Raw genomic sequence first — 18,849 nt, 5'->3', positions numbered from 1 at the left:
TTTTCGCATCGCTTTTTTTGGGGTTTTTCTTTCGCGGCCTCTTCTTTTTGCGGCGTTTCTGATTTGACCAATTTTACACATTTCCCCTCCCTTCCACCCTGTCTTGCAACTTTTGTTGGGTTCGACCAAAAAAGTGTCCTTTTTCAAAGGCCCGTCTGTAAAATATAGGAAATTAAGAGGGGGTGCTTTTATGGAACTGGAGCAGAGGGTTTTGATGCTGCCCATCGGGTGTGTGTTTCCCAATCCGGCCCAGCCCCGGCAGGTCTTTGACCCGGCGGGACTGGAATCGCTGGCCTCCTCTATCCGGGAAAATGGAATTTTGCAGCCCTTGACCGTCCGCCGCCAGGGGCCGGATCGGTGGGAACTGGTGGCAGGAGAACGGCGGCTTCGGGCGGCGGGGCTTGCGGGGCTTGCGGCAGTGCCCTGTCTTGAGTGGGCCGCCAACGACGCCGGAGCGGCGCTGCTGGCACTGGTGGAAAATCTTCAGCGGGAGGATCTGCACTATTTTGAGGAAGCCGAAGCGCTCTCCGCCTTTGTGCGCAAAACAGGCATTACGCAGGATTTGGCTGCAAAAAAGCTGGGGCTGTCCCCCTCCGCCTTTGCCAACAAGCTGCGGCTGCTGCGCTTGTCTCCGGAGTGCCGCCGGGTGCTGACGGAAGGCGGCCTGACCGAGCGTCATGCCCGGGCCCTTCTGCGGCTGGAGGGCGAGGATGTGCGGCTGGAGGCGGCGAAATACGCGGCCTCCGCCGGGTTGAATGTTGCCCAGACAGAGCGGTATGTCACCCGGCGAATTGAGGCAGCGCAGCGCACGCCTTTTCGCGGGCGGAAGACCTATGTGCTGAAAGACGTGCGCCTGTTTCTCAACAGCGTGGACCACGGGCTTCAGCTGATTCAAAGCGCCGGAATCGACGCCCAAAGCCAGCGGGAGGAAACGGAGGAGGCCATTATCCTGACCATTCGCATCCCCCGGGAGACGAGGGCCAAAGTGCCCGGATTGTTACAGGATTGTAATGTCATTTCTCCTAAAACGTGCTATACTGAGAACCACTAGGCCTTTTTTGTTTCAATTTAGAAAGTACGGGGAGGAGTCCATGGATACTGTAATGGTGCAGGAAGCGCAGAAAAAACAATTGAAGCTGCCTTTCGCCATTGCCTTTGTGCTGCTGAGCGCTCTGGCGGCGGGATATGTCGGTCTTTGCGCCTATGCCGCCAACAACGGCCAGCTTTGGAAAAATACCCAGATTCTGGGGCAGGATCTTGGCGGGCTGACGGTGACGCAAGCCGCGCAAAAGCTGGAGCGGACCTTCCCTGCTATGAAAATTGGCCTTTATCTCTATGACGACGCGGCGTCTCAGGTTCCGGAGCGCGCTCCTGTGCCGGACGCCTATGTGGCTTTGTCGGATTTGGGAGCGGAGATTTCCGCTTCCACTGTGGCTCGCAGCGCCCATCAGGGAAATCTGCAGGGCAATTTTTTCACGCTGGGCTGGCGGTATCTCACCAACGCGGGTACATTTTCCGACACGGCGGACCTGATCTCTCTGGACAAAGAAAAGACGCAGGCTGCCGCCGAGGCCGCCGCACAGCTTCTTTCCTTTCCCAGCCAAGACACCACTTACGAACTGGGTGATGCCTCTATTTTGATACACATGGCTGAGGACGGCCGCACCGTGGACCCCCAGACGCTTACTCAGAGCATTGAGGCTGGCGCGTGGGATTTGAACCTTGCACTGGACGTTCCCTATCTTGCCGAGTCTGCTCGGACAGTTTCCGCGCAGGAGATTTACGACCAGACCTCCGGGGACGTAAAGAACGCAGGATATGACGCCGCCACCGGCACGATTACGCCCGAGCAAGTGGGCGCTGACTTTGACGTGGCGCTGGCCCAGTCCGGGATGAACGCCGCTAAGCCCGGCAGCACTGTGGAAATTCCCGCCGATATTCAGCTTCCCGCCGTCACGGCGGAGGAGCTTGCCCCTGTTTTATTCCGGGATATGCTTGGCTCCTACACCACCCACGTGGGCGGCACCGCCGCCCGCATTGGCAATGTAAAGCTGGCCTCAGACGCCGTCAACGGAACGGTCTTGAACAGCGGCGATATTTTTGACTATAACGAGGTGGTGGGACAGCGGACCGCCGCACGGGGCTATCTGCCCGCTCCTGCCTATGTACAGGGGGAGACGGTGGACGAAATTGGCGGCGGCGTGTGTCAGCCGTCCTCCACGCTGTATCTGGCGACGCTGAAGTCGAACCTTGAAATTGTGGAGCGGTACGCCCACCGCTATGTGCCCGCATACATTCCCAAGGGGATGGACGCCACCGTTAGCTGGGGCGGACCAAACTACCGCTTCCGCAACGACACCAATTATCCCGTTAAGGTCGAGTCGATTTATTCCAAGGGCTATCTCACCATGTCGCTATACGGCACCAAGGTGGACGACACCACGGTGAAGATGACCAACAAAACCCTTTCCACCACGCCGTTTACCGTGGTCTACGAGGACGACGCCACCCTTCCCGCTGGGACGGAGTCGGTGAAGGTCACCCCCTACACCGGGTATAAAGTGGAAACGTACCGCAATCTTTACGACAGCGAAGGGAATCTGATTTCCAGCACCTTTGAAGCCAACAGCGACTATAAGGTACGCAACAAGATTATCTTAAAGGGCCCCGCTCCCGTGGTCAGTCCGCTTCCGGGCGAGCTGCCCGGTCAGGTTGTTCCCTCGGAAACACCGACCCCCGGAGAAACCGGAACGGGAAACGATGGCACGGTGACCCCCACAGATGGAACGCCCGGCACTGTCACGCCCCCCGTCGAAGAAACGCCCATTTCCGGAGAAACCGGAACGGGGAACGACACGGGCTCCGGCCCGAATGCAATTATCTCCCCCCTGCCCTCGCTGTAAGCGGCGGCAAATCTTGCGGCCAGCACTTTTCAATGAAATACCCTGCTCTGCTGTATAATAACAGACAGGAAAAAGTCCCTACTTCAATACAGATTGTATTGAAGTAGGGACCGTTTTTTATTCACCTGAATCAACAGCGGGGAACCCTTATAAAACGCCGCTGGAGCCGACGGGTATAACGAGCCACCCCGCATTCGGCACGCAGTACGACAGGCTACGCGTTCTCTGTCTTCGGTTTAAGGCCATTGTTTGGGCCTCAGCCCCGCTCCTTTTTCAAACGACGAATATCCCGTCCAAAAAACGGAAGAATCTGATACTCGCCCTCAAGTCTCGAACCAATCTGCGCCCCATACCGTCTGGCAAGCTCCTCCGGGGACAGGTTCGTATTCAGAATTACAGACCGACGTTCCAGCAGCCGGGTGTTGACAATTTCATACAGGGCACTCTGGACAAATGAGGTGGTCATCTCCGTCCCCAAATCGTCCAGAATCAGGAGGTCGCAGTGCATAATGCGCTCCACATCCTCTTCTACGCCCTCCCCCTCGTCCCGGCCAAATTTCCGATCTTCAAACCGGGAAAACACGTGGGACGCAGTGTCGTACACCACGGAAAAGCCCGCGGCGCTGACCTCTCCCGCGATGGCGGAGGAGAGAAAGGTCTTTCCAAGTCCCGGCTTGCCGTACAGCAGCAGGTTCCCACCGTGCTTTTTAAACGCGTGGGCATAGTTTGCGCAAACCTCGTATACCGTTTCCATGTTCTCCCGGGGGGAAATGCCGTAAACCGGGTCCGGGGTCTGGTCATACCAATCCATGGAAAAGGTATCAAAGCTCTGCCCTGCTAAATCCAGAGAGCGGGACAACTCCGCCTGCTGCTCCTGCGCATAGTATCGCTTCAGGCAGACGCACGCCGCCTCGCCTTTTGTTCCCGCGTCGCCGCACAAAGGGCAGGCGGGCTTGTACTCAAGATAGTCCGGCGAAAGTCCCAAATCCGCAAGAAGCTGTGTCCGCTCCTGCTGAAGGCTTAAGTTGCCGTCTCGCAGCACCGCCACTGCCGGACGGGGATCGGACCCCTTGCGCAGGGCGGAGACAATAATGCGGCTCATGGTAGAGGTCAGCTCCGCGTCGATTTCCCGCAGACGGGGCGCGCGGGCATAGGTCTGCTCCTGCCGCCTGCGGAAGGCCTCCTCCCGGCGGCGGCGGTCCGCGTCGAACCGGGCGGATGCCCGGCGCATGATTTTTCCGTCGTAGGACATTCCGCTTCCCCCTTACTCCTTGCCCCGGTGCAGCGCCTGCACATACCGGAACATCTCCTCCTCCGGCGGACGCTGATCCCGCCGGGGCTGCTGGGCCTGCGTCCGGGGACGGTCCCCCGCCGCCACCTGCTCTGGGGTGTGCAGTCCCGCCTCGTGCCAGCGCTTCAGGATGCCGTTTATGTAAGGCCACTTCAGCTCGTGGCACTTTAAAATCGTCTTTTCATAGGCCAAGGCCACCGTCTCCGGCAAAAAGCCCCACTCCTGCCACGCGGCCAAGTATTTTTCTTCCGCCCCCACCGGCGTTCTGTCGCCCAATTGAAGGACCCGCATAAAGGCGGGCAGAGCCTCCTGCCGCCGGGCGTATTTTTTCAGATACTCCGCTGCCGCGCTTTGGGTATCAAGCCCCATTCGCGCCCATGCGTATCCCTCTTTTTCAATCTGACGCAGGGTGGGACGGCGTCCCTCTCCATAGCGCAAGCGAATGCGCTCCGCACAGTGGCACACCAGGAGGTAAATCACGTCGGAGGGCAGGCCCAGATAGTCGTAAAGCCCCAAAAGCGTCCCCATGTCCGGGGTGGAAAGTTTTTTCCCCAGTTTCCGCTCCACCTCGGCGGCAAGGCCGCGAAACACTCCGTCATCCTCCAGCGCCCCCGTCACGTCCTCCTGCCGGTAGTCCGGCCGCTCGTCCGCCGGCTCCGGCAGCTCCGCTGCCGGAAGAGACACCAGCTCCAACTGGCGAAGCACCAGCTCTGCCGCTTCGATGCGGGTCCGCTCCCAGCGCAGCTCTCCCGCAAGGGACCGGGGCTGGGTAAGCCCCTGATGGCGCAGCAGCGCCAGATATAAAAGAGACGCGTCCCCGTCCCCCCGCTCTAAAAGGCGGCGCAGCGCGGCCCCGGAAACGGTGACGCTCTCGTCTCCCAAATGCTTTAAAATTCCTGCCATCCGGCGCGCCTCCCCTCTGTCTTACGGCAGCGCCGCCCACCAAGGTGCGCGAAATTGCCCGTTCTCCCGGAGACTGAACCGCCCCGGCTTTTTGACATTCCCCATTGTATACGACTTGAGCGCTTCTGACAAGCCCAAAACTTTGCTCCAGCGTGGAAAAAAGCTGGAATCCTGCGGGCATATATGATATAATGCTGACTTATAAAAATGGGTTACTATGCCGCGCCCGGGCGGCAGCTTTAAAAGAGGAGGAATCACAGGATGAATAACCGTGTCACCGTGACGATCTGCGGAGAGGATTACAATTTTGTGGCGGACGAGTCCCCGGAATACATGGAAAAAGTGGGCGCCTTTGTGTGCAAAAAAATGGACGAGCTGCTCACCGGCGCCAAGGTGGGCCGGACGGACGCCGCCGTCCTTACCGCCGTCAACATCGCGGACGAGCTGTTTAAGTCCTATGAGGCGGCGGAAAAGCTGCGCTCCGAGATTAAAAACTACGCGGATGAGGCGGGCCGCGCCCAAGGTGAGGTTTCCGATTTGAAGCGGGAGGTTTTTCGCCTTCAGCAAAAGCTGGACGCTAAGACCGGCGGAAACGGGAACCGGCGCTGATGCGTCCAGAGCTTCTCTCCCCCGCCGGATCCCCGGAGTCCCTTCGCGCCGCCGTGGAGTGCGGAGCGGACGCGGTATATCTGGGCTGGGGCAGCTTCAATGCCCGTCAAAGCGCGAAAAACTTCTCCGATGAGGAGTTTTTTGAGGCGCTGCAATACTGCCACGAGCGAGGCGTAAAGGTCTATCTGACGCTGAACACGCTGGTGTCTGACCGGGAGTTGGACGCCGCCCTCGCCTGCGCAAAAACCGCCTCCAATCTGGGGGTGGATGCGGTGCTCGTGCAGGATTTGGGCCTGTTTGGCCTGCTGCGCCGCGCCCTGCCGGACCTTCCGCTCCATGCCAGCACCCAGATGAGCCTGTTTACCTCCGGGGGGGCCTGCGAAGCGGCGGCGGACGGATGTGAGCGGGTGGTGATCGCCCGGGAATGCTCCCGGGAGGACACCGCAAACATCTGCAAAAACTGCCCCGCCGAGATTGAGGTCTTTGTCCACGGGGCCTTGTGCATGTGCTATTCAGGTCAGTGCGCCATGAGCGCGCTGATTGGAGGTCGGTCGGGAAACCGGGGCCGGTGCGCCCAGCCCTGCCGCTTGCCCTATACCCTGACGGAGTTATCCGGACCGGACGTGTCCGGACTGGAATCTCCGCCGTCTCTGCTTGGAAATCCCCAAAAAAGTGCCTACCCCCTCAGCCTGAAGGACAACTGTTTGGCAGGCTTTTTAGAAGGCATGGCCCAAATGGGAGTGGCCTGCCTGAAGCTGGAAGGGCGCATGAAGCGCCCGGAGTATGTGGCGGTGGTAACGGGTATCTATGCCCGCTTTCTGCGGGAGCACCGTGGCCCCACGGCGGAGGAAGCCGCCGCGCTGGAGGCCGCCTTTTCCCGCTCCGGCTTTACCGACGGATACTGGCGGGGCCTGTCCGGTCCTGCTCAGTTTGGAGTGCGTCCCGCGGACGCGGAGGAGCCGAAGGAGCTGTTCGCGCAGGCGAAAGCCGCTGTTGAAAAGGGCGGTATGCGGACGGTCCCCGTGTCCATGGAGGCCGTTTTTCGCAAAAACCAGCCCTGTACCCTGACTGTCCGGGACGACGCGAACCGGGCAGGCACGGCAAGCGGCACCGTACCCGAAGAAGCCCGAAACCGGGCGGTGACAGCGGAGGAGCTGGAAACCCGGCTGAAAAAAACCGGCGGCACCGCCTATCGGTGCGAAGCCGTGTCGGTGACGCTTGAGGAAGGGCTGTCCGTGTCGGCGGCAACGGTAAATGCCCTGCGGCGGGACGCTTTGGCAAATCTCACCGCGCTGCGGATTGCGCCGCCAAAGCGGCGCGTTTTGTCCGTTCCCCCTCTTGAAAGGGCCGCTGACGATGCCGGAGAACCGGACCTGACCTGCTCTCTGGTCCGCCGGGAGCAGCTTACACCCGCGCTTTTGGCTCTGCACCCGAGACGAGTATATCTTCCCTTGGAGTTTTTTGAAACTCTGGACGCTTTGCCGACATTTGAAGGGGAATACTGCGTCGTTCTCCCTCGTGTCTGGCGGGACGGGGACGAGCCTTATTTTTCAGAGCTGCTGAAAAAGGCGGAGGGTCTGGGCGTTTCCTCCGCCATGGTGGGAAATCTGGGGCATCTGCCCCTGCTGCGTAATCAGGGCCTTTCTCTCTATGGGGATTTTGGTTTAAACGTTTTTAACGGACGAGCGCTGGGATATCTGGCAAACAAGGGCCTGCAATCCGCCACGGTTTCCTTTGAGCTGCGGGGTGCGCAGATTCGGGACATGCCGAAACTTCTGCCTACGGAGGCCATTGTCTACGGTCGTCTTCCCCTGATGCTTACGGAAAACTGCCTTGTTCGCAACGAAACCGGCTGTTCCTGCCGCCGTCCCTATGCCCTGATGGACCGAACGGGCGCGGCTTTCCCCCTTCTTCCCGCTTGGGGCCACCGGACGGAGCTTCAAAACTGCAAGCCTTTGTATCTGGGAGACCGGGACGACTGGAAGCGCCTTGGCCTGCGGTATGCCCGGCTGCGGTTTACCACGGAGTCCCCGGAAGAGTGCGTTCAGGTTTTTCGGGACTATCTTTCCGGCGGGGACGCTCCGGCGGAATTTACCCGCGGCCTGTTTGACCGGGGCGTGGAGTGAGTAAGCATTAGTCCTATTTGTAATTTTTTCTGGCTATTTTACAATCTGTATTGATTTTGGAGTGTTTATGAATATCAAGGTCCGTTATTTCTGCGAGGATTTGGAGCCGCTGCGCTATGTGGATGGAAAGTCCGACTGGATTGATTTACAGGCGGCGGAGACGGTGACGCTGAAGGCGGGCGAATTTCGCCTGATTTCTCTGGGTGTGGCCATTGCCCTGCCGGAGGGATACGAAGCCCACATCGTTCCCCGCAGCTCGACTTTTAAGAACTATGGCATTTTGCAGACCAACTCCATGGGCGTGGTGGACAACAGCTATTGCGGGGACAACGATCTTTGGCGCTTTCCCGCCTATGCCACACGGGACGTGACGGTGGAAAAGGGTACGCGCATCTGCCAGTTTCGGCTGATGGCCCACCAGCCCCGACTGGAATTTACCGCCGTAGAACATCTGGACGGCCCGGACCGGGGCGGTTTTGGGTCCACGGGGAAATAATTTTTATTAAAATTAGAAATATTCCGGCGGCTTTGCCCGTTTTTGGAATAAGGAGAACACAGGATGTCTAAGATGATATTGGCCTCCGGGTCTCCCCGGCGGCAAGAGCTGCTTCGGCTGATGGGGCTGAGTGAGTTTGAAATCAGGCCTCCGGAGGTGGAGGAAAACTTCCCCTCCGGTCTGACTCCGCGGGAGACGGTGGAATACATCTCCCGGAAAAAGTGCAATGCGGCGGCGGCTGTCGCTGCCTCCGACGAGATTATCATTGCGGCGGACACCATGGTATTTGTGGACGGCGCGCCTTTGGGCAAGCCCACAGACGAGGCGGACGCTCTGCGGATGCTGACGCTGCTTCAGGGCCGGGGCCATGTGGTCTGCACGGGGGTAAGCGTCTGCGGCGATGGAAAAACCTTGACGGAGTCGGAATCTACGGAGGTCTTTTTTCGCTCTGCCGGTCAAGAGGAGCTGGCGGCCTATATCCGCAGCGGCGAGCCGATGGACAAAGCCGGAGCCTATGGGGTTCAGGGGCTGGGCGCACTTTTGGTGGAGGGTATCCGGGGCGACTTTTACAACGTGATGGGCCTTCCCGTTCTGCGGCTGAGCCGCATGCTGGGCGGATTTGGTATCCGTTTTTTTAACTGATTTGGAATTGCTGAGAATTTGTCGGGGGCATTGACTTGAAAGAATTTCTGAAACGGCACGGACTTTGGGTCCTGTTCGCCACGGCTGTGATCTCCGTGGTGCTTGCGGTGCTCTCCGTGTTCAGCACCACCTCCTCCCCGCTGGTGAATCTGGCGCAGACTATCACCTCTCCCTTTCGGGCGGCGTACACCGCCGCTGCGGGCTGGCTGATGGATAAGCAAAATTACTACGAGGATACCTCGGCCCTGAAGGCAGAAAATCAGGAGCTGAAAAAGAGGATTGCCGAAATGGAGGCGGAGGTACGTCAGGCCCAGAATGACAGCGAGGAAAATGAGCGGCTGCGCAGCTTGATGAATCTGCGTGAGCAGCGCCGGGACCTCAGCGATTTGGAGGCCGCCACCATCACGGAGCACTCCACCTCCAACTGGACCAGCTATCTGACGCTGAACCGGGGCACAGACCACGGCGTGGAGAAAAACGACTGCGTGATTACGGAGGCCGGATATCTGGTGGGCGTGGTCAGCGAGGTGGGGAGCAACTGGTGCACCGTGCTGAACATTGTCGACACGGACACCTCCATGGGTGCGCAGGTCTTTCGCACGGACGACATCGGCGTGGCCGAGGGAGACTTTGCGCTGATGAGCCAAAGTCGGCTGCGGCTGGACTTTCTTCCCGCCGGGGCGCAGCTTTTAAACGGCGACCTGGTTGTGACCTCCGGTCTTGGGGGCTATTATCCCTCCGGCCTTGTCATCGGCATGGTGGAAGAGGTCCAAACCGACGATTCCGGGGCCACGTCCTATGCCATTTTGCGCCCCAGCGCGGAATTTAACGACCTGACGCAGGTCTTTATTATCAAATCCTTCGACATTGTGGATTGAAAGGCGGCGTTTATGACTCCCCGACAGGAAACCATTCATAAATGGGGGCTGTACGCCCTGCTTACGCTGTTTTGCTGCGCGTGGCAAGGAGCGGTTCTGCAATATGTGCGGCTTGGGGGCGTGTTTCCCTTTATATATCCCATTCTTGCCGCAATTCTCTCCACATTGGAGGGACCTGTTTCCGGAATGATTTATTCTTTGGTTCTGGGCGTGGTCTGCGACTTGACTATCTCCGCACCCATCCCTTGCTTCTACACACTGGTATTCCCTCTCGCCGGCCTGCTGGCGGGAATTTTGGCCAGAAGCGTGCTGTCCTCCGGCTTTCTCAGCGCGCTGGTGACCTCTATGGCAGCGTTTGTTCTCACCGGCGCGTTTCACGGGCTGATCTTTATGTTCGCTTCCCGTCCAGCATGGGGGCAGACGTCCATTGTCTGCGCCAAAGAACTGGGCATGTCCCTTCCCTGGGCGCTGCCGGTATACTTTCTCTTCCGCCGGGTGTGGCGCAGGTGCCTTGGAAACGAGCCCAACCGTTTATAAGCCGCAGTTCCTGCTTTGTGCGGCGGGCTTTTCCCCCATTTTACAAATGCTTGCTTTGCGGACCCGCGCTCTTTGGGCGCGGACCCGCCCGATTGTCTGGAGGTAGACCCTTGCTTGAGACAAAATTCAATTCCACGCGCCGCCTGTATATTTTGAGTGGCTTTCTGCTTTGCGTGCTTCTGACCTACGTGGGCGTGATGTACAACACGCAGATCAGCAACGGGAGCTATTACCGGGAGCAGTCTGTCCGCACCATTGCCAGCACGGAGACGGTGGAGGCCTCCCGGGGCATTCTCACCGACCGCAACGGACAGGTGATGGTTTCCAATCGGCAGACCTATGCTCTTACCTTTGACATGTCCCTGCTCAATGAAGAGGACGACAAAAACGCAGCCATTCTGCGCTTGATTCAACTATGCAGGCAGCGTGGTGTTTTGTGGAAAGACAATCTTCCCATGAGCCAAACCGCGCCCTACGCCTACACCGTGGACACTGCCGGAACCGTCCAGCGGGACCGTTTTTCTAAATTTTTGCAATCCAGCCTAAAGGCTCTATCCACCAATGTGAGCCGGGAAAACGTCACCAATGAGCTGCTTTCCTCCATTCTCTCGCCGCGCGAGCTGATGAAACAGATACGAGCGCTTTTTGAAATTCCGGAGGATTGGTCGGATGCGGACGCACGAGCCGTGGCCGGAGTGCGGTATGAGCTGGAGATTCGCAAGCTGGTCAATACCACGGCCTATGTTTTCGCGGAGGATGTGGACACGGAGCTGATTTCTCTGGTGAAGGACGGAAACTACCGGGGCGCGAAGGTTTTTACCTCCTCCGTCCGAGAATACGACACCGACGCGGCGGCCCATGTGCTGGGCACCGTGGGACGCGTGGAAGCAGAGGATTTGGCCGCCAACCCCGATATTTACAGCGGCGAGGACTGGATTGGAAAATCCGGTGTGGAGCTGGCCTTTGAGAATTATCTTCGGGGCGAGGACGGGACGCGCTTGATATCCTCCAACGATCAGGGGAAGATTACCAGTGAATTTTACACCGCCCAGCCTAAGCCGGGAAATACCGTTGCCCTGACACTGGACCTGAATCTTCAGGAAGCCACGGAGCAGGCGCTGGCAAACACCATTACCGACATGAACGAAAAGGACGGAAACACCACCCGGGGCGCTGGCGCCGCTGTGATCGAGGTGGGCACCGGCGAGGTTTTGGCGCTGGCCTCTTATCCCACCTTCAGCCTTGCCAACTACAATCAGGATTACGCGCTGTTCAGCAGCGATCCGGGAGAGCCGTTTTATAACCGGGCCACCCATGGCCGTTATCCCCCCGGCTCCACCTTCAAGCCCTGTACGGCCATTGCCGCGCTGGAATCCGGCGTGGTAACTTTGACGGAGAAAATTCGGGACACGGGTCGCTGGTACTATCCCGACATGATTGCCGGAACCGATCCCTTTTCCGCCTGGTGCTGGAACCGGAGCGGTCACGGCCTGCAAAACATCACGCAGGCCATCACCAACTCCTGCAACTACTTTTTCTACACCATGGGCTACCGCCTGGGAATTGAGCGGCTGGACGAATACGCCGCCGCCTTCGGACTTGGCAGCAAAACCGGCATTGAAATCGGAGAAGACCCCGGCATTCTGGCGGGACCGGAGTATTCCGAGTCCGTGGGCCAGACGTGGTATGGCGGCAACACCGTCATGGCCGCCATCGGACAGTCCGACAACCTCTTTACTCCCCTTCAGCTTGCCAACTATATTGCCACTTTAGTGGGCGGGGGCGAGCACTATCCGGCTCACCTTCTCAAATCGGTAAAGGCCTATGACAACTCCTCCGTGATTTTCACCGGCGTGCCGGACCCGGTGAACACCGTCGAAATCAAACCTGAAAATCTGGACGCCGTGAAAAACGGAATGCACGACCTGACGACCACAGGAAGTCTTTCCAGTTACTTCCGCAACTGCGTGGTGGACACGGGCGCAAAAACCGGTACGGCGCAAATTACCAAAAGTACCAAAAATAACGGCGTATTCGTTTGCTTTGCCCCTTTTGACGACCCGAAAATTGCCGTGGCTTTGGTGATTGAGCAGGGCGGCTCCGGCGCGGCGCTGGCCTCCACCGCCGTGGATATTCTCAACGCCTACTTTACAAAAGAGGAAATCGGCACCGTGATTCTGGGCGAGAACCAACTTCTCCCATAACTCTTTGATGCGGTCCGGCCGGATTACTCCCGCCGGACCGTTTTTTACGCCGCTTTTACTTTCACTTTTTGGAAAGGACTGTGCCCGTTATGAGCGAACCCTTTGTTTTCGACCCCAGACACAGCCTGTGTAAGGAACCCTTCGGAGCGGCGGTCTGTGGCGGACGGATTTTATTTCGCGTGCGCCCTTTGGCGCGGGAGGGATTTACTCACTGCGCTTTGGTGTTGCATCTCGAGTTTTCCGGTGTGCAAGAGGAACGGGAACTGCTGCCCGGCGGTCCGGCGGGAGATCGTGTTCTTTTTTATCTCGCCTATGACGCGCCGGAGCAGCCGGAGCTGGTCTGGTATCATTTCCGCTTCTGGCGGGACGATGGCTCTGGCTGCGATTTGGACGCCACGGGCTATCGCAGCGACGGACGCGCCACTGATTGGCAGCTAACGGTATATGATGCTTCTCACCCTACACCCCAGTGGTTTGGCGACGGCGTAACCTATCAGATTTTTCCAGACCGGTTTTGCCGTCTGTCCGTTCCCGACCCCGCTGGCCTTGTTGGAAACCGTACGGTTCACGAAAATTGGGATGACGCGCCCCATTGGCGGCCCGACCAGCAGGGCGAGGTGCGAAACAACGACTTTTTTGGCGGCTCCTTGCAAGGCATTTTCTCCCGACTGGAATATCTTGAGCAGTTGGGCGTGACCACCCTTTATCTCTGCCCCGTATTTGAATCCGCCTCCAACCATCGGTACGACACAGCGGACTATACAGCCATTGACCCCATGTTGGGGACGGAGGCGGACTTTCGGAAGCTGTGCGCCCGGGCGGCGGAGCGAGGCATTCGTGTGCTTTTGGACGGCGTGTTTAATCACACCGGGTCTAACAGCGTATATTTCAATGCCGAGGGGTTTTATCCCGGTCCCGGCGCGGCCCAGAGCCAAAGTTCCCCCTACTCCGACTGGTACAGCTTTCACCCTTGGCCAAACGATTACGATGCTTGGTGGGGCATCCGCACCCTTCCCGCCGCAAACGAGAGCAGTCCGTCCTACGGCAGGTTTATCATTGACGGGGAAAACTCCGTGGTTCGCCGCTGGCTGCGGGCAGGAGCTTCCGGCTGGCGGTTGGATGTTGCCGACGAGCTGCCAGACGAATTTATTGCCCGTCTGCGGGCGGCAATGGAGGAGACAAGGCCCGACAGCGTTTTGATTGCCGAGGTTTGGGAGGACGGATCCAATAAAACTGCGTATTCCCAACGCCGGAAATATTTGCTGGGGGCCGAGGCCCACGGCCTGATGAACTACCCTTTCAGAACGGCGGCGCTTGCCTTTTTACAGGGTGGGGATGGGGCGGACTTTCGCGACGCCATGGAAACCATTCGGGAAAACTATCCCCCACCTGCTTTTTACAGTGCCATGAATTTTTTAGGAACCCACGACACGCCACGGATTTTAACAGTGCTGGGAACGTCAAAGCCCTCCGCCTCCAAGGAAGCCCGTGCCGTCTCCTCCCTCTCCCCCGACGAGCGGACCACAGGGCTGGCCCTTCTCCGAGCGGCGGCAGTGCTACTGTACGCTTTTCCCGGCTCCCCCATGCTGTACTACGGTGACGAGGCCGGTATGGAAGGCTGGGAGGACCCTTTTAACCGCCGTACTTATCCTTGGGGCCGCGAGGATACAAACCTGCGTGACTTTTATGCTTGCCTTGGGCAGCTCCGCAAGGTACGAACCTCCCTCCGGCAGGGTGACATCCGCTATCTGCTGGTTGCCGGACACGGTCTGGCGTTTTCACGGAGCTGGAAGAATGAGACAACCATTGCCGCGCTGAACGTTGGAGCCGAACCAATGGCACTGGAAATTCCATGGAAAACCTCTCAGGCGCAGGACGCACTTACGCGTCAACCTTTTACCGCTGTCAACGGAGTTTTAAAGCTGAAACTGCCTCCCCGCACTGCCATGCTTTTAATTTAAGCTATTTGCCTCGGATTGTTTCACGTGAAACAATCCGAGGTGATTTTTTAGATGTGAGACCCTATAGCGAAGCGCGAGCAACAAATGTACAAAACAAGGTCTGACTTCATTTTTGAGTTTAAATGTTTCACGTGAAACATTTAGGGTAAACTAAATTTGCTTTATTTCACAAACCCGAAGCACCACGCACCTCTTCTTCGTTATTTTTGCAAAAGCTTTCCTGTTTTTGTGTTTTTCTGTGGCAACCGCCTTGAATCTCAGGAAAAACCTTGCTATAATGTCACAAGGAAAACATTTTGGGCTGTTTTCCCCCACAAACGCTTTTGTGGGGCAGGACGTACCCGAAAGTGTTTTAACCCGTTTCATGACATTGGGAAATACAGCGAGATATTTCAGCAAAACGTACACAGGAGCATTTTTAACCGAGTGGCTTATCTTGCTTCATAAGGCGGCGCAAATTCTTGGAGCCTTGCTTGTGCGTTTGCATGATGCGTACACCGCAAACATACGCAATGCCGCTTTCTTGCGGCTTTGAAGTTTATTTGATCAGAATTGTGAAAAAGCGGCGCGTCTGACAGCCGTTACGGGAAAGCGGGTGCTGTATTGGCAAAAATTATTGCGATTGTGAATCAAAAGGGCGGCGTGGGGAAAACCACCTCTTGTGTAAACCTTTGCGCCGCCATGAAGGACGCGGGGCAGCGGGTGCTGCTGTGCGACTTTGATCCTCAGGCCAACGCCACCTCCGGCATGGGCGTGGACAAAACCTTGTCCAAGGGCGTGTATGAGGTAGTCATCGGCGAATCTCCGGCGGCGGACGCCATTGTAACAACAAAATACGGCGACGTGCTTCCTTCTAACAAGGCGTTGGCGGGAGCAGGCATCGAGCTGATTGCCATGGACCGGCGAGAATACCTGCTGAAGGACGCGCTGGCACAGGTATCCGACAGCTACGACTTTATTTTCATTGACTGCCCTCCTTCTCTGGAGCTGCTGACCTTAAACGCCCTTTGTGCTGCCGATTCCGTCCTGGTGCCGGTGCAGGGGGAATACTTCGCACTTGAGGGGCTGAGCGACCTGATGAACACCGTCCGGATTGTCCGCCGCTCCCTGAATCCCCGGCTGGAGCTGGAGGGCGTTCTCCTCACCATGTTTGACGGGCGGACCAATCTGGCGCTCCAGGTGGCGGAGGAGGTTAAGCACTATTTTCCCGGGAAGGTCTATGCCACCGTGATTCCCCGGAACGTGCGCTTGTCCGAGGCGCCCAGCCATGGAAAGCCTATCTTCTCCTACGACCGCGCTTCTCGCGGCGCGGAGGCCTACGGCGCGTTGGCCGCCGAATTTTTACAGAAGAATCGCTGATTCTGGAAAGGAGTCGCTATGGCGTCTCAAAAATCCGGGTTGGGACGGGGCCTTGGCGCCCTGTTGGGAGACGATGTGCTGAAAACGGAAACCACCGGCACCTTCTCTCTGCCGATTTCCCAGGTGGAGAGTTGCTCCACCCAGCCCCGTAAGAGCTTTGACGGGGACGCATTGAACGATTTGGCGGACTCGATCCGCCGCCACGGAATTATTCAGCCGCTTACCGTTCGGAAGCTCGCTTCCGGGTACTATCAGATTGTAGCGGGAGAGCGCCGCTGGCGCGCCGCCCGCATGGCAGGCCTTTCAGAAGTGCCGGTTGTAGTGATAGAGGCCGACGACCGGAAGGCTGCCGAGTTGGCCATGATTGAAAATCTCCAGCGGGAAGACCTGAACGCCATGGAAGAAGCCGCCGGCTTTCAATCCCTGATACAGTCCTATCGCATGACGCAGGAGGAAGCCGCCGAAGCCGTTGGCAAGTCCCGCAGCGCCGTGGCAAACGCATTGCGCCTGCTGACTCTCTCCCCCACCGTAAAGGCGCTGGTGGAGGACGGAACCTTGTCCGCAGGGCACGCCAGAGCCCTTTTGCCCCTCTCCCCCGCTTTGCAGGAGAGCGCGGCCCGGTCCGTGATCTCCGGGGGGCTTTCCGTTCGCCAGACAGAGGCGCTGGTGAAAAAGCTGAGCGCAGAGAAGCAGGAAGACCCGTCCGAATCCTCCGACAAGGTGGATTATGCGGCGGAGGCACAGCGGGAGCTGGCTTCCCGGCTGGGCCGGGGTGTTAAAATTGTATCAGGCCGAAAAAAAGGCCGCGTGGAGCTGGAATATTACGGAGTGGACGATCTGAATGACTTGTTGGAGGCCCTGACGCTTCTTCAAATCAAGCGCGCCCAGTCTGAACAAATGTGAGGAATACCTGAAAATGAAACTGGAAAAGCGCAGCACAGGAGCCGAGGACGAGGCTCCCGCGTCGGAAGTCAGTACCCCAGACGGAAAGAAAAACAAGCCCGTCGTCGTCTATATTATGGTCCTGTTTATTGTGGCCTTTTTACTCATGGCGCTTTCTTTTCTGACCCATCAGCGAAGCAACGAGGAGGTTATCGGCACCCTGCAAAGCTCCGTTACCACCTTGCAGGAGCTGCAAAAGAGTCAGGATGAAAACCTGCGGCTCCACTCCCGGCTGGAGGATGCGGAAAAGCAGGTTCGGGATTTGGAAGCGCAGGTAAAGGAACTGGAGGACGCTGGGATGGCGTCCGATGATAAAACAGATGCGCTGCTGTCTTTGTACCTTTTACAGCAGCAATATGCCGCCAGAGATTTTGACGGTTGCCGTCAGACGCTTCAATCCATGGAGGACGCGGGGCAGCCTGCCCTCCTCTCTAACGACGACTTGGACGAGATTGTCTCCCCGGCCCAGCGATACCAGCAATTGAAGGAAGCCGTGATGTCAGTGTGGTAAATCTCGACTTTATTGACCCTATAAAAATTTTACACGGTATGTGGTAAGGAGAAAACGAATATGCTGGATATCAAATTTGTCCGGGAGAACCCCGACGCAGTCAAGGAAAACATCCGCAAAAAGTTTCAGGACGCAAAGCTTTCTCTGGTAGACGAGGTCATTGAACTGGACGCCAAACGCCGCGCTGCCATCGCGGAGGCAGACCAGCTCCGCGCCGACCGGAACCGGCTGAGCAAGCAGGTTGGCATGCTGATGGGACAGGCCAAGAAGGACCCCTCCAAGCTGGAGGAAGCCGAGGGCGTGAAAAAACAGGTCACAGACAACGCACACCGGCTGGAAGCGCTGGAAAAACAGGAAGCACAGTTGGACGAAGAAATTCGCAGCCGAATGATTGTCATTCCCCAGATCATTGACTCCTCCGTGCCTCTGGGCCCGGACGACAGTTCCAACGTGGAGGTTCAGCGTTTCGGCGAGGCAGCAGTTCCTTCTTTTGAAATTCCCTATCACGTGGATCTGATGGAGCGGTTTGACGGCATTGATCTGGAAGCTGCGGGCCGCGTTTCTGGCAACGGCTTTTACTATCTGCTGGGAGACATTGCCCGGCTTCACGAGGCTGTGCTGGCCTACGGCCGAGACTTTATGATTGACAAGGGATTTACCTATTGCATTCCTCCCTTCATGATTCACGGCAACGTGGTGGAGGGCGTCATGAGCCAGACGGATATGGACGGCATGATGTATAAAATTGAGGGCGAAGACCTGTACCTCATCGGCACCTCGGAGCATTCCATGATCGGCCGGTATATCGACCAGATTCTGCCCGAGACTTCCCTCCCCCAGACCCTGACTTCCTATTCTCCCTGCTTCCGCAAGGAGAAGGGGGCGCATGGCATCGAGGAGCGGGGCGTTTATCGCATTCACCAGTTTGAAAAGCAGGAAATGATTGTGGTCTGCAAGCCCGAGGAATCCAAGGACTGGTACGAAAAGCTCTGGGCGATGTCCGTGGAGCTGTTCCGGTCGATGGACATTCCCGTGCGGCAGCTTGAATGCTGCTCCGGCGATCTGGCGGATTTGAAGGTCAAGTCCTGCGACATCGAAGCCTGGTCCCCCCGCCAGCAGAAGTATTTCGAGGTCTGCTCCTGCTCTAATCTGGGCGACGCACAGGCCCGGCGTCTGCGCATCCGCTACAAGGACGAGGACGGGAAAATGCAGCTTTGCCACACGCTGAACAACACCTGCGTGGCCCCGCCCCGGATGCTGATTGCGTTTTTGGAGAATAATTTGCAGGAGGACGGCTCCGTTTTGATTCCCGCCGCGCTGCGTCCCTATATGGGCGGCAAGGAGAAATTGATTCCCAAGAACGCCTAAGATTTTGCGTTTGATTGCAATTTGTAATACTTTTTTTAATTATTACAGATTGTTAAACCCATTTGGAGCCTTTCCCGTGCCTGCGGCACAGGTTTCCCTCTGTTTTCGGCGGGAAATCG

General features: G+C 57.6%; 17 protein-coding genes. 15 read left to right on the top strand and 2 right to left on the bottom strand.

The features are described from left to right. The first annotated feature begins 190 nt into the window (after positions 1–190). Together RTU96_RS04845 and RTU96_RS04840 are read left to right on the top strand one after the other, a co-directional pair. A complete protein-coding gene (locus tag RTU96_RS04845) occupies positions 191–1,051 on the top strand; it encodes a ParB/RepB/Spo0J family partition protein (protein WP_312635266.1) in 861 nt (286 codons plus the stop codon). Between the two features lie 40 nt (positions 1,052–1,091). After that, on the top strand, positions 1,092–2,903 hold the full coding sequence (locus tag RTU96_RS04840; RefSeq protein WP_312635265.1) for a VanW family protein: 1,812 nt from the start codon (positions 1,092–1,094) through the stop codon (positions 2,901–2,903). Between the two features lie 256 nt (positions 2,904–3,159). Here the strand turns inward: RTU96_RS04840 and RTU96_RS04835 are convergent, their stop codons facing one another. Next, on the bottom strand, positions 3,160–4,155 hold the full coding sequence (locus RTU96_RS04835; protein WP_312635264.1) for an ATP-binding protein: 996 nt from the start codon (positions 4,153–4,155) through the stop codon (positions 3,160–3,162). Positions 4,156–4,167: 12 nt separating this feature from the next. Next, positions 4,168–5,097, bottom strand: a complete 930-nt coding sequence (locus RTU96_RS04830; RefSeq protein WP_293009621.1) for a DnaD domain-containing protein — start codon at positions 5,095–5,097, stop codon at positions 4,168–4,170. Between the two features lie 261 nt (positions 5,098–5,358). Here RTU96_RS04830 and RTU96_RS04825 point away from each other — a divergent pair, with 261 nt between their 5' ends. From RTU96_RS04825 to serS, 13 genes are all read left to right on the top strand, one after another. Continuing rightward, a complete protein-coding gene (locus RTU96_RS04825) occupies positions 5,359–5,706 on the top strand; it encodes a cell division protein ZapA (protein ID WP_293009622.1) in 348 nt (115 codons plus the stop codon). Next, entirely contained in the window at positions 5,706–7,832 is a 2,127-nt protein-coding gene (locus tag RTU96_RS04820) for a DUF3656 domain-containing protein (protein WP_312635262.1), read from the top strand. The genes RTU96_RS04825 and RTU96_RS04820 overlap by 1 nt, the downstream gene beginning before the upstream one ends. 67 nt (positions 7,833–7,899) lie before the next feature. Further along, the gene (locus RTU96_RS04815) at positions 7,900–8,328 is read left to right on the top strand and encodes a dUTP diphosphatase (RefSeq protein ID WP_312635260.1); all 429 of its coding nucleotides are present in this window, start codon (positions 7,900–7,902) and stop codon (positions 8,326–8,328) included. A 63-nt stretch (positions 8,329–8,391) separates the two neighbouring features. Beyond that, positions 8,392–8,970 carry a Maf family protein gene (locus tag RTU96_RS04810; RefSeq protein WP_312635258.1) on the top strand — a complete coding sequence of 193 codons (579 nt, stop codon included), beginning with the start codon at positions 8,392–8,394 and terminating at the stop codon, positions 8,968–8,970. A 35-nt stretch (positions 8,971–9,005) separates the two neighbouring features. After that, the gene (gene mreC / locus RTU96_RS04805) at positions 9,006–9,848 is read left to right on the top strand and encodes a rod shape-determining protein MreC (RefSeq protein WP_312635257.1); all 843 of its coding nucleotides are present in this window, start codon (positions 9,006–9,008) and stop codon (positions 9,846–9,848) included. A 12-nt stretch (positions 9,849–9,860) separates the two neighbouring features. Beyond that, positions 9,861–10,385 (top strand): hypothetical protein, encoded by a 525-nt coding sequence (locus RTU96_RS04800; protein ID WP_312635255.1) that lies wholly within the window; start codon positions 9,861–9,863, stop codon positions 10,383–10,385. Between the two features lie 110 nt (positions 10,386–10,495). Further along, positions 10,496–12,589, top strand: coding sequence for a penicillin-binding transpeptidase domain-containing protein (locus RTU96_RS04795; RefSeq protein WP_312635254.1), 2,094 nt, complete (start codon positions 10,496–10,498; stop codon positions 12,587–12,589). An 89-nt stretch (positions 12,590–12,678) separates the two neighbouring features. Next, positions 12,679–14,550: a glycoside hydrolase family 13 protein gene (locus tag RTU96_RS04790; protein ID WP_312635253.1), complete on the top strand. Its 1,872-nt coding sequence runs from the start codon at positions 12,679–12,681 to the stop codon at positions 14,548–14,550. 238 nt (positions 14,551–14,788) lie between these two features. Beyond that, positions 14,789–15,085: a hypothetical protein gene (locus RTU96_RS04785; RefSeq protein WP_312635251.1), complete on the top strand. Its 297-nt coding sequence runs from the start codon at positions 14,789–14,791 to the stop codon at positions 15,083–15,085. A gap of 68 nt (positions 15,086–15,153) precedes the next feature. After that, complete coding sequence (locus tag RTU96_RS04780; protein ID WP_312635250.1) at positions 15,154–15,909, top strand: ParA family protein; 756 nt, start codon at positions 15,154–15,156, stop codon at positions 15,907–15,909. A gap of 18 nt (positions 15,910–15,927) precedes the next feature. Continuing rightward, entirely contained in the window at positions 15,928–16,812 is an 885-nt protein-coding gene (locus RTU96_RS04775) for a ParB/RepB/Spo0J family partition protein (protein ID WP_312635248.1), read from the top strand. Positions 16,813–16,825: 13 nt separating this feature from the next. Then, positions 16,826–17,362, top strand: a complete 537-nt coding sequence (locus RTU96_RS04770) for a hypothetical protein (RefSeq protein ID WP_312635247.1) — start codon at positions 16,826–16,828, stop codon at positions 17,360–17,362. A 60-nt stretch (positions 17,363–17,422) separates the two neighbouring features. Further along, positions 17,423–18,730: a serine--tRNA ligase gene (serS, locus tag RTU96_RS04765; RefSeq protein ID WP_312635246.1), complete on the top strand. Its 1,308-nt coding sequence runs from the start codon at positions 17,423–17,425 to the stop codon at positions 18,728–18,730. Positions 18,731–18,849 lie beyond the last annotated feature (119 nt).

The sequence above is a fragment of the Oscillibacter sp. genome, from assembly GCF_032018205.1.
Taxonomy (GTDB): Bacteria; Bacillota; Clostridia; order Oscillospirales; family Oscillospiraceae; genus Oscillibacter.
Note: the sequence above shows the minus strand (reverse complement) of the source record. Positions and strands in the feature narration are given on the sequence as shown.